This is a genomic window from Cryobacterium ruanii (assembly GCF_004404055.1).
GTDB lineage: Bacteria > Actinomycetota > Actinomycetes > Actinomycetales > Microbacteriaceae > Cryobacterium > Cryobacterium ruanii.
Genome location: NZ_SOHK01000024.1, coordinates 101,893 through 113,922, shown reverse-complemented (window position 1 = coordinate 113,922; position 12,030 = coordinate 101,893). Strand labels below are relative to the sequence as shown.

12 protein-coding genes are annotated in these 12,030 nt (G+C 66.0%); 3 read left to right on the top strand and 9 right to left on the bottom strand.

All coding sequences use genetic code 11. The features are described from left to right. Positions 1 to 143: 143 nt before the first annotated feature. Genes E3T47_RS15410 through E3T47_RS15395 form a run of 4 tightly spaced genes read right to left on the bottom strand, consistent with a single transcriptional unit; the run spans position 144 to position 4,191 of the window. The gene (locus E3T47_RS15410) at positions 144 to 944 is read right to left on the bottom strand and encodes an ABC transporter permease (RefSeq protein ID WP_134556919.1); all 801 of its coding nucleotides are present in this window, start codon (positions 942 to 944) and stop codon (positions 144 to 146) included. A gap of 9 nt (positions 945 to 953) precedes the next feature. Continuing rightward, entirely contained in the window at positions 954 to 1,880 is a 927-nt protein-coding gene (locus E3T47_RS15405; protein WP_134556918.1) for an ABC transporter permease, read from the bottom strand. 32 nt (positions 1,881 to 1,912) lie between these two features. After that, positions 1,913 to 3,121, bottom strand: coding sequence for an extracellular solute-binding protein (locus E3T47_RS15400; RefSeq protein WP_134556917.1), 1,209 nt, complete (start codon positions 3,119 to 3,121; stop codon positions 1,913 to 1,915). Between the two features lie 23 nt (positions 3,122 to 3,144). After that, positions 3,145 to 4,191: an ABC transporter ATP-binding protein gene (locus E3T47_RS15395; protein ID WP_134556916.1), complete on the bottom strand. Its 1,047-nt coding sequence runs from the start codon at positions 4,189 to 4,191 to the stop codon at positions 3,145 to 3,147. 119 nt (positions 4,192 to 4,310) lie between these two features. Here E3T47_RS15395 and E3T47_RS15390 point away from each other — a divergent pair, with 119 nt between their 5' ends. Continuing rightward, positions 4,311 to 5,117 (top strand): FadR/GntR family transcriptional regulator, encoded by an 807-nt coding sequence (locus E3T47_RS15390; RefSeq protein WP_134556915.1) that lies wholly within the window; start codon positions 4,311 to 4,313, stop codon positions 5,115 to 5,117. Then, entirely contained in the window at positions 5,114 to 5,920 is an 807-nt protein-coding gene (locus E3T47_RS15385) for a cache domain-containing protein (RefSeq protein ID WP_134556914.1), read from the top strand. Before E3T47_RS15390 ends, E3T47_RS15385 begins: the two co-directional genes overlap by 4 nt. Here the strand turns inward: E3T47_RS15385 and E3T47_RS15380 are convergent. The 5 genes from E3T47_RS15380 to gatC are packed head-to-tail and all read right to left on the bottom strand — an operon-like array spanning position 5,917 to position 10,650. Then, the gene (locus E3T47_RS15380; RefSeq protein WP_241982306.1) at positions 5,917 to 7,026 is read right to left on the bottom strand and encodes a VIT1/CCC1 transporter family protein; all 1,110 of its coding nucleotides are present in this window, start codon (positions 7,024 to 7,026) and stop codon (positions 5,917 to 5,919) included. The two genes, E3T47_RS15385 and E3T47_RS15380, sit on opposite strands and share 4 nt — an antisense overlap. After that, positions 7,023 to 7,295, bottom strand: a complete 273-nt coding sequence (locus tag E3T47_RS15375) for a hypothetical protein (protein WP_134556913.1) — start codon at positions 7,293 to 7,295, stop codon at positions 7,023 to 7,025. The genes E3T47_RS15380 and E3T47_RS15375 overlap by 4 nt, the downstream gene beginning before the upstream one ends. A 3-nt stretch (positions 7,296 to 7,298) precedes the next feature. After that, positions 7,299 to 8,804, bottom strand: a complete 1,506-nt coding sequence (gatB, locus tag E3T47_RS15370; RefSeq protein ID WP_134556912.1) for an Asp-tRNA(Asn)/Glu-tRNA(Gln) amidotransferase subunit GatB — start codon at positions 8,802 to 8,804, stop codon at positions 7,299 to 7,301. Continuing rightward, the gene (gene gatA / locus E3T47_RS15365) at positions 8,804 to 10,351 is read right to left on the bottom strand and encodes an Asp-tRNA(Asn)/Glu-tRNA(Gln) amidotransferase subunit GatA (RefSeq protein ID WP_134556911.1); all 1,548 of its coding nucleotides are present in this window, start codon (positions 10,349 to 10,351) and stop codon (positions 8,804 to 8,806) included. The genes gatB and gatA overlap by 1 nt, the downstream gene beginning before the upstream one ends. A 2-nt stretch (positions 10,352 to 10,353) precedes the next feature. Beyond that, positions 10,354 to 10,650 (bottom strand): Asp-tRNA(Asn)/Glu-tRNA(Gln) amidotransferase subunit GatC, encoded by a 297-nt coding sequence (gene gatC / locus E3T47_RS15360; protein ID WP_134556910.1) that lies wholly within the window; start codon positions 10,648 to 10,650, stop codon positions 10,354 to 10,356. Positions 10,651 to 11,146: 496 nt separating this feature from the next. Here gatC and E3T47_RS15355 point away from each other — a divergent pair, with 496 nt between their 5' ends. Next, a complete protein-coding gene (locus tag E3T47_RS15355) occupies positions 11,147 to 11,983 on the top strand; it encodes an aldo/keto reductase (RefSeq protein WP_241982305.1) in 837 nt (278 codons plus the stop codon). Positions 11,984 to 12,030: the final 47 nt, after the last annotated feature.

The window sequence follows — 12,030 nt, the reverse complement described above, 5'->3', positions numbered from 1 at the left end:
ACCAGCCAGAGGTCAAGTTCCAGCCCCCGGCAGAACTCCTGCAATTTGCCCCCGAGGAATCACAGAACTGAGCCCTTTCAGGGAAAGGCCGCTCTTGCTCTTTGAAATTGCAGGAGTCGTGCGGGGAGTCAGGGCGGGAACGGCTAACGCACGATCTTTTCGGCGCCGGCGATGCGCTGCGCAAAATAGATGGGAAGGATCGAGACGAGCACGAGCACCACGGCGATGACGTTGACGACCGGCGCCTGGTTGGGCCGGAACAGATTGTCCAGAATCCACAGGGGCAGTGTCTTCACGCCCGACCCGGCCGTGAACGTCGTCACGATGATTTCGTCGAAACTCAGGGCGAAGGCGAGCAGACCGCCGGCGAACAGCGCTGAGCGCAACTGAGGAAAGGTGACGAGACGAAACGTCGTCCAGATGCCGGCGCCGAGGTCGGAGGAGGCGTCTTCGAGGCTCGTTCCGAGGCGCCGCAGTCGGGCGATCACGTTGTTGAATACGGTCACGATGCAGAACGTGGCATGGGCGATGATGAGCGTCAGAATGGACAGCTGCACGCCCAAGCCGGTGCGAAACGCGTTGTTCAAAGCGATGCCGGTGACGATGCCGGGCAGCGCGATCGGCAGGATCACGAGCAGGCTGATGGCGTCCCGGCCGAAGAATTCGAAGCGCTGCAGCCCGATCGAAATAAGCGTACCGAGCACGAGGGCGATGGCCGTCGAAGCGAGCGCCACCTGCAGGCTGGTCAGCACGGCGTCGAGGGCGCCCTCACTCTGAAATGCCTTTGCCCACCACTCCAGGGTGAAGCCCGGCGGTGGCCAGGTGAGGTTCTGGCTGGTGCTGAACGAGTTCACGAACACCACGAGCAATGGCAGGTAGATCAGGGCCAGAACCACGGCCGTGATGGCCGCGAGCAGGCCGCGAGCCGGTCGACTCAGACGCATGGCAGGCTCCTAGAGGTTGTTGAGTGCGCCCGTGCGCCGCACGGCGGCGAGGTAGGCGAAGATGATCAGAATGGGAATGAACGCGATCGCGGCCGCGAGCGGCAGGTTGTTCGCCGCTCCGACGTTGGTGTAGACGAGATTGCCGAGCATCTGGTTCGCCCCGCCGACGATATTCACGGTGATGTAATCACCGAGCGAGAGCGAGAAGCTAAAGATCGACCCGGCGATGATCGCCGGCCAGATCATCGGCAGCACTACCAGGCGCAGCGTCGACCAGGTGCCGCCACCGAGATCAGCGGATGCCTCCAGCAGCGAATCCGGCACCCGTTCCAGACCCGCATATATCGGCAGGATCACGTAAGGCAACCACAGGTAGGACAGGGTGATGATCGTCGCCGGCAAGCCGTAACCGGGGCTGTGCCCGCCGAACGGTGACACGAGCCATTCGAAGATGCCGCCCTGGGACAACACCGAGCGCCAGGCGTACGCCTTCACGAGGTAGCTCGCCCAGAGCGGCATCAGAATGGCGATCACGAGGATACGCTGGGCCCTGGGGCTGGCAACCTTGGCCATGTAGAACGCGATCGGCAACGCGATCACGATGTCGATGATGGTGACGAGCAGCGCCACGCCCACCGTGCGCAGCGTCACGGTTTGATAGAGCGACCCGGTCAGCACCGCCACGATGTTGTCGAGGGTCCAGGTCTGTGAAATCTGACCGGTGAACGAGTCGACCGTCCACAGGGCGGTGATCAGCAGCGCGGCGAGGGCCGCGATGTAGACAAGCCCGAGCCAGAACAAGGGTGCGCTCAGCAGCAGCGAAAGCCGCAAACGCGGGTGCCGGCTGAGAAAGACCGAGCCCCGCCGGGCGATGTTGCCGCGTTGCGGCGGCACCACCGCCCGACGAGTGGGTGGCGCGGAAGCGTCAACCGTCATAGTTCATCCTTCTGTTTTCACGCGAACGAGCCTCAGCCCTTGATTTCCTGCCAGGCCGTCGTCCAGTCCGAGTAGTCGGTGCACTTGACGTCGGTGCGCCCGTCGAGGCACTCAGCGATCGGGGTCGACCAGTACCAGATCTGCGCGGCGTAGTCGGCGTCTCCGGCGTGGAAGATCTCGCAGTGATCCGGGTTGACCGTGAAGTCGCAGGCTCCCGCGTTGGACGGCGCCTCGCCGAAGTACTCGGTGGCTTGGGCGTTGGCTTCGGGGCTCGCAATGTAGTCCAACCAGGCGTAGGCGCAGTTCGGGCTCTTCGCGTTGGCGGCGATCATCCAGGTGTCCGACCACCCGGTGGCACCCTCCTCGGGCAGCACGACCTCGGCCGGGGTTCCCTCGGCGAGCGAGTTGCGGATGACCTGCCAGGTGGTGCCGACGACGGTGTCACCGGTTTCGAAGGCCTGCACTTCCTTGAGGTAGTCCGACCAGTATTCGCCGATATTCACCCGCTGGTCCTTGAATAGTTGAACGGAAGCCGCCAGCTGGGTTTCGTCGAGCGCGTACGGGTTCTCGATTCCCAGTTCCGGCTGGTGCGTCATGAGATAGACCGCGGCATCCGCCAGGGAAATCGGCGAATCGTAGGCGGTCACCGCACCCTTGTAGGCGGACGACTTGTCGAAGACGACGTCCCACGAGGTGGGCGCCGGGGTGACGACCTCCGTGTTGTACATGAGCAGGTTGGCGCCATAGCCGTGCGGAATCCCGTAGGAGACGCCGTCGACGCTGTTCCAGGACTGCATCTTTAGAAAGTCGAAGATGCCCTCATAGTTGGGAATGAGGTCGGTGTTGACCGGGGCGACGTCGCCGGCGCCGACGAGCCGCAGCGAGGCGTCTCCGGAGGCTGCCACGACGTCGTAATCACCGGTTTTCATGAGGCTGAACGCTTCGTCCGAGGTACCGTAGGTCTTGCTCGTCACGGTGCAGCCGGTCTCATCCTCGAAGGCGCTGACCCAGTCGACCTCGGGGTCGTTGGTGCCGTCTTCGACGTAGCCGGGCCAGGCCAGCAGCGAGACGCTGCCCTCCATCGCACCGAGTGCGGTCTGGGCTTCGGTCGGTTCCGTCGTGCCGCCGCCCTGGCTGGTACCGCAGGCGGTGAGGAGCAGAGCGACCGATACGATCGCGACGCCGGTGCGGGCGCCAGGGGTGAAGCGTGCGGATGTTCGGCGTGCAGGGGTGCGTTTCATGACTTTCTCCATTCGTGAATCGGTCAGGGGCGGGAAGTAAGAGCGGGAGCCGTGAGGGCGACGATGTCAGAGTCGTTCCAGCCGACCGTCACGCGCGCGCCGCGACCGTTGGTCGTCACGCGGTGCGCGTCATTCTGTTCGAGCACCACGACGCGCGTTCCGGCGTCGAGGTCGACGATGAGCTGGGTGCTGCTGCCGACATAGATCACCTCGGCGAGAACCCCGGTCGCGGCGCGATCGGCGACGAGGGGCAGGTTCTCGGTGATGATGCTGATCTTCTCGGGGCGCACCGAGTTTGTGCCGCTGCGACCGAGCAGCGCCTGCGAGATGTTGTCGTCGAAGATGTTCGAGGTGCCAACGAACGCGGCGACGAAGGGCGAAGCCGGGCGCTCGTAAATCTCGGCCGGGGTGCCGAGCTGCTCGATCCTGCCCTCGTTGAAGACGGCGATGCGGTCACTGAGGGTGAGTGCTTCCTGCTGGTCGTGGGTGACGAAAATGAACGTGATGCCGAGGCTGCGCTGCAGTTCCTTGAGTTCGACCTGCATCTGCTCGCGCAGCTTGAGGTCAAGCGCGCCGAGCGGTTCGTCGAGCAGCAATACCTTGGGCTGCACAACGGTGGCGCGGGCCAGGGCCACCCGCTGGCGTTGCCCTCCCGAGAGCTGGCTGGGTTTCCGATCGGCGAAACCGCCCAGGCGCACGGTGTCGAGGGCCGCTCTGGCCTGCTCGTGCCTGGCTCGTTTGGCGACTCCGCGCACGCGCAGCCCGTAAGCGACGTTATCGAGCACACTCATGTGCGGAAACAAGGCGTAGTCCTGGAAAACGGTGTTGACGTCCCGGTCGAACGGTGCCCGGTCGGTGACGTCCTGGCCGCGCAGCGCGATCGATCCGCTCGTGGGCTGCTCGAAGCCGGCGATTAGGCGCAAGACGGTGGTCTTGCCCGACCCGGACGGCCCGAGCATGGAGAAGAATTCCCCCTCGACGATGTCGAGGTCGACGCCGTCGACGGCGTTGATGCTACCGAAACTCTTGGTCAGGCCGGTCAAACGGATGGCGGGCTGCGCACCGGTCATATGATCTCCTCTGTCATCCACTGACTCCCTGCTCACTTGCAGGCTAATCATATGGAGTTAGATGTCATGAAAGTGCGCCGAGATGTTACGGTCGTGTCACAACCTGAAAAGAGCCGCCCATGCCGCAGTCCATCCGTGCCGGATCAGGAACGCGCGCGGCCATCTTCGCTCCCCTCGACGGCGCGGGCCGCGCCGAACTGGTGCTGCAGCGCCTGACCGACGCCATCGTGCTCGGGGTGCTGCACGACGGCGAACGGCTGCCGAGCGAAGCCGAACTGGCCCGCCAGCTCGGCGTCGCCACCGTCACCGCTCGCGAAGCGCTTGAGATTCTGCGCCGCAACAACCTCGTGCACACCAAGCGCGGTCGCGACGGCGGCAGCTTCGTCACCTTCGCCGGCGAAGGTTCGACAAACTTGCAGGACGACCGCCTGCTGGCCTGGTCCCGGGTACACCTGCGGGACCTCGGCGTGCACTATTCCGCAATCGCCGGCCTCGCGGCCGAACTCGCCGCCGACCGGGCCAGTGCGGCCGACATCGACAACCTCGAGCGCGTCCTCGACCGCACCGATGCCGGCACAGCGGATGCCGCACGCCGCGGCCAGGGCACCTTCCGTCTCGAAGTGGCCGCGCTCAGCCATTCCGCCCGCCTCGTGCGCGAAGAATTGCGGTTGCAGGCCGAGTTCGGCGCGCTGCTCTGGCTCGGCCTGCGAGAGCCGCTTCGTCGGAAACGCTGCCGTGCGGTGCAACGCGAGACGGTCGCTGCGCTCGTCGCCGAGGACGGCGCCCTGGCACGGCAGCTCACCGTTTCACAGATCACCGAATCCATCGAGTGGCTGATTGAAGCCAAGTCCCTTCTGGAACAGAAAGGCGGGTCGACGATGACCGGCAGCACAACCGAAGCGGTACGGACCGTGGCTCCCGCATGACCATCACGCCCGAGCAGAAGACGCCGCGTACCGGCGCCTGTGTGACATCCGTTGCCGCCGTGTTCGACCCGGTCTTCGCCCGGTTGGAACAGTGGGCCGACCTCGTTGAGCGCTACGCCGCGCGCCCCGGCACTGTGGCCGACCGGGCCGAACTCGACTCCCTGGTTGAAGAGCTGGTGCGCCGCGAGTTCGCCGACCCAGTCGGGTGCGTGATCGGGGCCGGCTTCGTCTCCGCGCCCGGCTTTCTGGGCTGGCACCTGGCCTGGTGGCTGGGCGGGCAGAACGCGGCGTCGCCGAGGCTGCCGGCCAACGGCATCCGTCATTTGGAAACGCTCGAAGACCCTCTCGACGAGAATTTTCGGGACTACACCGCTCTGGAGTGGTGGCGGGTTCCGGCACAAACCGGACGACGGCATATCACCGGCCCCTATGTGGACTATTTATGCACCGACGAGTACACCCTGACGCTCACGCTGCCGGTGTACCGCGGCGGCAACGAGCTCATCGGCGTCGTCGGGATCGACCTGTCCGTCGATGAGATCGAGCGCGATCTCGTTCCCCTCCTTGGCGCCGACGCTGTTGCGGTGACGGTGATCAACGCGAGCGGCCGGGTGGTTGTCTCGACCGACACCCACCTCGCGACCGGCGCGCTGCTGCGTCTGCCGGGTTTGACCAAGCTCTTGGCTGACCCCGCGTCAACGGACGGCGCAGTGGGGCTGCACGGAGCACACACGTTCCAGTGGTGCGGCCGAACCGAGCTCGCCGTCGTGGCCGGTCCCGCGGCCGTCCTGGCGCCAAGCTAGCCGATCGACGTACCGAAGACCAGCCCGAGAAGGTAGGTGACCGCGGCCGCGCCGAGGCCGATGACGAGTTGCCGCAGGGCGCGCTTGAGCGGAGGACCGCCCGAGAGCAGGCCGACGACGGCACCGGTAGCGAGCAGCGCCACGCCGACCAGTACGGTCGCGACGATGATGGCCGCGTAGCCGCTCATGCCGAACAGGTACGGCAGCACCGGGAGCAGCGCGCCGGAGGCGAAGAAGCAGAAGCTCGACAAGGCGGCGCCGGTTCCCGTGCCTATGGCCTCGTGTTCGTCGGGCTGCGGCACCTGCCTGTTCACCGCGTCGATCGGTCCGGTGGCGGCATAGGCCGTAGCCAGCACGCCACGGGCGTAGGTCTCGGCCTCCACCTCGGACATGCCACGGGCCCGGTAGACCAGGGTGAGCTCGTTGGCGGCGAGGTCGAGGTGCGAGAGCACGCTCTTGGCCGGCGCCGCGGGAGTGGAGGCTTCGAGCAGTTCCCGCTGGGACCGCACCGACACGTACTCACCCGCGCCCATCGAGAGCGCCCCGGCCAGCAGCCCGGCGATGCCGGTGAACAGAATAGTCGCGGCCGGTACACCGGTCGCCCCGATGCCGAGCACGAGGGCGAGGTTGCTGACGAGTCCGTCATTGACGCCGAACACGGCAGCCCGAAAGGTACCCGACAGGCGTTTACGGCCGCGCGCGGCGAGCCCGCGCACGACCTCTTCGTGCACGGTCTCGTCGGCGGCCATAGCGTTGGTCGCGTCGGCATCCGCTTGGTAAGGCGAGCGGCCCTCGGCCCGCTGGGCGAGGGCGAGCACGAAGACCGATCCGAACCGGCGGGCGAGTAGTCCAAGAAATCGGGTGCGTAGCGCGCCGCGCCGGGGCGAGCCGAGGCTGGCGCCGAGCAGTTGCCGCCAGTGCTCTTCATGTCGACCCTCAGCGTCAGCGAGGGCGAGCAGAATCTGACGTTCCTCGCCGGCCCGTCGGTTGGCGAGGTCGCGGTATACCGCAGCCTCCGCCTGCTCGTCGGCCAGGTATTGCCGCCACCGACGGATGTCCCGGGGCGACGGTTCCCGCCCGTCCGGCTGCGCAGTGGTCACGTTCACGCGTCCGGCGCCGCTTCCAGGAAGCCCTGCGGGATGCGAGCGGAATCGTGCGGGCCGGAACCGTCGAGGCCGAAGAAGGGTTCCTCGAACCGCACGACCCAGAACTTCTCCCGCACCACGGTCGGTGCGTAGAGCCCGGCTCCCTCCGACTCTCCCGGCGCCACGATCACGCCGATCGGGTCGTCGATGAGGGAGTCGGGAAAACGGGTGCGGTCAAGGTGCACGATGACCTGCACGCCCACTCCGAAAACAGTGCTCTGACCACCCATGCTCTACTCGATCGCCTGGGCGCGTTCGAGCACGAGTTCGCGCACGCGCGCGGCATCCGCTTGCCCGCGCATGGCCTTCATGACCGCGCCGATGACGGCGCCGGCGGCCTGCACCTTGCCGTCGCGGATCTTGGCGAGCACATCGGGCTGGTCCAGCAGCGCGGCGTCGATGGCCGCGATGAGTGGGCCATCGTCGGAGATCACGGCGAGGCCACGGCTCTCGACGACCTCGACCGGAGTGCCTTCCCCGGCTATGACGCCCTCGAGCACTTGGCGGGCCAGGCGGTCGGTGAGGGTCCCGGCCTCGACGAGTTCGATCAGCGCGGCGAGCTGCACCGGCGTCACGAGCGAGTCGGCGGCGACTCCGGCCACGTTGGCGAGTCGGGCGATTTCACCGGTCCACCACTTGCGTGCGGCCTGCGCGGATGCCCCGGCGGCGACGGTCGCTTCGACCGCGTCGAGCAGGTCGGAGTTGACGACGTCCTGGAACTCGAGGTTCACGAAACCCCAGGACGCCTGCAGACGCTTGCGGCGGGCTGCGGGCGGCTCAGGCAGGGTCAGGCGCAGCTCTTCGACCCAGTCACGCGACGGCGCCATCGGCAACAGGTCGGGCTCGGGAAAGTAGCGGTAGTCGTCAGCGTCGCTCTTGGGCCGACCGGCGCTCGTACGGCCGGTGTCTTCGTGCCAGTGCCGGGTCTCCTGCGTGATGGTGCCGCCGGCGTGCAGCACGGCCGCCTGGCGCTGGATCTCGTAGCGCACGGCGCGCTCGACGCTTCGCAGCGAGTTCACGTTCTTGGTCTCGGTGCGGGTGCCGAGCACGTTCGAGCCGCGCGGGCGCAGGGAGACGTTGGCGTCGCAGCGCACGTTGCCCTCTTCCATGCGGGCGTTCGAGACGCCGAGCGCCTTGGCGATCTCGCGAATGGCCGCGACGTAGGTCCTGCCAATCTCGGGGGCGTCGTGTTCGGCGCCCTCGATCATCTGGGTGACGATCTCGACCAGCGGCACGCCGCCGCGGTTGTAGTCGACGAGCGAGTAGTCAGCGCCCTGGATGCGTCCGGTGGCGCCGCCCATGTGGGTGAGCTTGCCGGCGTCGTCTTCCATGTGGGCGCGTTCGATCTCGACGGTGACCAGGCGCCCGCTCTCGAGTTCGATCGTGATGGATCCGTCGTGGCAGATCGGGTCGTCGTACTGGCTGGTCTGAAAGTTCTTCGCCGTGTCGGGATAGAAGTAGTTCTTGCGGGCGAACCGCGAGTGTTCCGCGATCTCACACCCCAAAGCCAACCCCAAACGGATGCTCGATTCGATCGCCTTCTTATTCACCTGCGGTAACCCGCCGGGCAGGCCGAGGCAGGTAGGACAGGTGTTCGTGTTGGCGCCGGAGCCGAACTCGTTGGCGCAGCCGCAGAACATCTTGGTTTTGGTGTTCAGTTCGACGTGCACCTCGAAGCCGAGCACCGGCTCGAACAGTTCGAGTGCTTTGTCGTAGTCCATCAATTCGGACCTTGTCATCAGACGGCTCCCTCTTCGCTGGCAAACATTTCGGTCGGTGTCAGGGCTGGAGCCTGGCTGAGCATGGTGTGCCCCCATCTCGCCTCGAGCAGCTGCTCGATGGCAGCGCCGACGGTGTAGAGGCGGGCATCCGCTTTGGCCGGGGCCATGATCTGCAGGCCGACCGGGAGGCCGTCTTCTGGTGCCAGTCCGATCGGGATGCTCATGCCGGGCACTCCGGCGAGGTTGGCCGGGATGGTGGTGACGTCGTTGATGTACATGGCCATCGGGTCGGCGAGCTTCTCACCGAATTTGAACGCGGTGGTCGGGGCGCTCGGCGAGACGAGCACGTCGACCTGGCTGAATGCGGCGGCGAAGTCGCGCTGGATGAGCGTGCGCACCTTCTGCGCGCTGCCGTAGTAGGCGTCGTAGTAGCCGGCGCTCAGGGCGTAGGTGCCGAGGATGATACGGCGCTTGACCTCGGCACCGAAACCCGCCTCACGGGTGGCGCTCATGACGTGCTCGCTCGTGAGCGAACCGGTCTCCGGGTTGACCCGGATGCCGAAGCGCACCGAGTCAAAGCGCGCCAGGTTGCTCGAGGCTTCGGCCGGCAGAATCAGGTAGTAGGCCGCGACGGCGTACTCGAAGTTCGGGGCGGAGACCTCGGTGATCTCGGCACCGGCGGCGACGAGCAGGGCAAGGGTCTCCGTGAAGCGCTGGGTGACGCCGGCCTGGAATCCATCACCGGAGAGTTCCTTGATGACGCCGACGCGCACGCCCTTGAGGGCGCCGTCCTTGAGGCCAGCTTGGGCCGCGGCGGCCATGGAGGGCCAGCTGTCGGTCAGCGAGGTGGAATCCAGCGGGTCGTGCCCGCCGATGACATCGTGCAGCAGGGCGGCGTCGTAGACCGTGCGGGAGACCGGGCCGACCTGGTCGAGGCTCGACGCGAGGGCGATAGCGCCATAGCGGGAGACGCCGCCATAGGTCGGCTTGACGCCGACCGAGCCGGTTACAGCGGCCGGCTGGCGAATCGATCCGCCGGTGTCGCTGCCGAGGGCGAGCGGCGCCTGAAAGGAGGCGACGGCCGCGGCCGAGCCGCCGCCGGAGCCACCGGGGATGCGGTCGCGGTCCCAGGGGTTGCGGGTGACGCCATAGGCGGAGTGCTCGGTGGATGAGCCCATGGCGAATTCGTCCATGTTGGTCTTGCCGAGCGGAATCAGCCCGGCCGCACGCAGGCGGGCGACGACGGTCGCATCGTACGGCGGCACCCAGCCCTCGAGAATTTTCGACCCGGCGGTGGTGGGCATGTCCTGGGTGGCGAGCACGTCTTTGATCGCGATCGGAACACCGGCGAGCGGGTTCAGCCGCTCACCCGCGGCGCGGCGGGCATCAATCGCGGCGGCGGTGTTGAGGGCGGCGTCGGCTGCGACGTGCAGAAAAGCATGCAGGTCGGTGTCGACCGCCGTGATGTGGTCAAGGTGGGCGCGGGTCGCCTCGACGGCGCTGACCTGCTTGCTGACCAAAAGTTCACTCAGTGCAGCGGCGGAGAGCTTGGTGAGATAGGTCATGGTCACTCCTCGTCCAGAATGGCAGGCACGCGGAATTTGTCTCCGGCGCGGTCGGGTGCACCGGACAGTGCCTGCTCGACCGTCAGGGAGGGCACGACGATGTCATCGCGGAACACGTTGGTCAGCGGCATCGGATGGCTCGTGGCCGGTGTATCGGCTGTGGCAACCTCAGACACTTTGGCGATCGAGTCGACGATCTGGCCGAGGTCATGGGTGAGATCGGTGATCTCGAGGGGGCTGAGGTCGATCCGGGCGAGGTATGCCAAATGGGCAACCTGCTCGGCCGTGATTTCAGACATGGTGCTCCGATACGCATTGGGGTGGATACTCCAATCCTATTCGCCAGCCGCCGCGAGCCCGATCCGCCGACCGCCACCACCCGTGCAGCCACACCCCACGACCCTGTTGCAGTCAGTGTCCGCTTCCCTGGACAGAAATCGACAACGGATCCGGTCGGTCCCTTTCGCGCTGATCGAGTGAAGCTTGAGTCACCGACGACGACGACGCCCTGGATCAATAAATTCAGCGAGAGGTGACCGATAGAGAGCACACTTAGAAATATGAGAACAATTATCGTGGAGCAGAACCTGACCGGATCCGTACTTTCGATGCGGAATCTCCTGAACCCTGCACCGGGCCCGCGTCGGGTGAAAATCCGTATGCGGACCGCGTCGGTGGATCGTGCCGACCTGGCCCAGCGCGGGAGACCCCATCAGCAGGTCAGGCCGGGCAGTGCTCCGCTGATTGTGGGGCTGGATGCCGCGGGTGACGTCGAGGCAGCGGAATGCGAGGTGGATGAACGTGACGCGCATGCGCTACACAGATCTTTTTAACGGCGGTCAAGTACCCGTGATTGGGCAGGGAACCTGGCATCTCGGTGAGGACCCCGCGAGACGAACCAACGAGTTGTCGGCTCTCCGCGCGGGGATCGACGTCGGCCTGACCGTGATCGACACGGCCGAAATGTATGGCGACGGAGCTTCGGAGGAACTGGTCGGCGAGGCCATCCGAGGGCGACGTGACGAGGTGGTGCTGGTAAGCAAGGTCTACCCGCATAACGCGAGCCGCAGCGGTGTCGTCGCTGCGTGCGAGCGCAGCCTGCGCCGGCTCGATACCGATCGGCTCGACGTCTACTTGCTGCATTGGGCCGGTAGATATCCACTAGCTGAGACCGTCGACGGGTTCGACCGTCTGGTGGCGGCTGGCAAGATTCGGAGTTGGGGATTATCGAATTTCGACCTGGATGATCTGAAGCGAGTACCCGACGGATGTGCCACCAATCAGGTGCTCTACAACCTCGGCAGTCGGGGCATTGAGTTTGATCTGCTGCCGTGGCAGCAACGCGTGGGTATGCCGCTTATGGCATATTCGCCGCTCGGGCAGGGACCATCCCTGCTCGAGCATCCCTTACTGGCTGAACTGGGAGAACGGCACGGAGTGACTAGTGCCCAGATCGCGCTGGCCTGGGTTATTCGGCAACCGGGCGTCATCGCGATCCCCAAGGCTTCGTCGCCCGAGCACGTGCGCCAGAATGCCGGCGCGGGCGCCGTGGTGCTCGACGCCGAGGATTACTTGTCTCTCGATAGCGCGTTTCCGGCGCCCCGCAGAAAGCAACCGCTCGATATTCTCTGACGTCGTCCGCTCTTTCTTACAGGACACCTCTGGCCGAGTCGAGTGAT

Bases quoted from the DNA above. Each gene is read 5' to 3' on its own strand.
- E3T47_RS15395 (WP_134556916.1), bottom strand. From the start codon at position 4,191: ATGACCGGTGCGCAGCCCGCCATCCGTTTGACCGGCCTGACCAAGAGT.
- E3T47_RS15355 (WP_241982305.1), top strand. From the start codon at position 11,147: ATGAACGTGACGCGCATGCGCTACACAGATCTTTTTAACGGCGGTCAA.
- E3T47_RS15405 (WP_134556918.1), bottom strand. From the start codon at position 1,880: ATGACGGTTGACGCTTCCGCGCCACCCACTCGTCGGGCGGTGGTGCCG.
- gatB (WP_134556912.1), bottom strand. From the start codon at position 8,804: ATGACAAGGTCCGAATTGATGGACTACGACAAAGCACTCGAACTGTTC.
- E3T47_RS15390 (WP_134556915.1), top strand. From the start codon at position 4,311: ATGCCGCAGTCCATCCGTGCCGGATCAGGAACGCGCGCGGCCATCTTC.
- gatA (WP_134556911.1), bottom strand. From the start codon at position 10,351: ATGACCTATCTCACCAAGCTCTCCGCCGCTGCACTGAGTGAACTTTTG.
- E3T47_RS15400 (WP_134556917.1), bottom strand. From the start codon at position 3,121: ATGAAACGCACCCCTGCACGCCGAACATCCGCACGCTTCACCCCTGGC.
- E3T47_RS15410 (WP_134556919.1), bottom strand. From the start codon at position 944: ATGCGTCTGAGTCGACCGGCTCGCGGCCTGCTCGCGGCCATCACGGCC.
- E3T47_RS15375 (WP_134556913.1), bottom strand. From the start codon at position 7,295: ATGGGTGGTCAGAGCACTGTTTTCGGAGTGGGCGTGCAGGTCATCGTG.
- gatC (WP_134556910.1), bottom strand. From the start codon at position 10,650: ATGTCTGAAATCACGGCCGAGCAGGTTGCCCATTTGGCATACCTCGCC.
- E3T47_RS15385 (WP_134556914.1), top strand. From the start codon at position 5,114: ATGACCATCACGCCCGAGCAGAAGACGCCGCGTACCGGCGCCTGTGTG.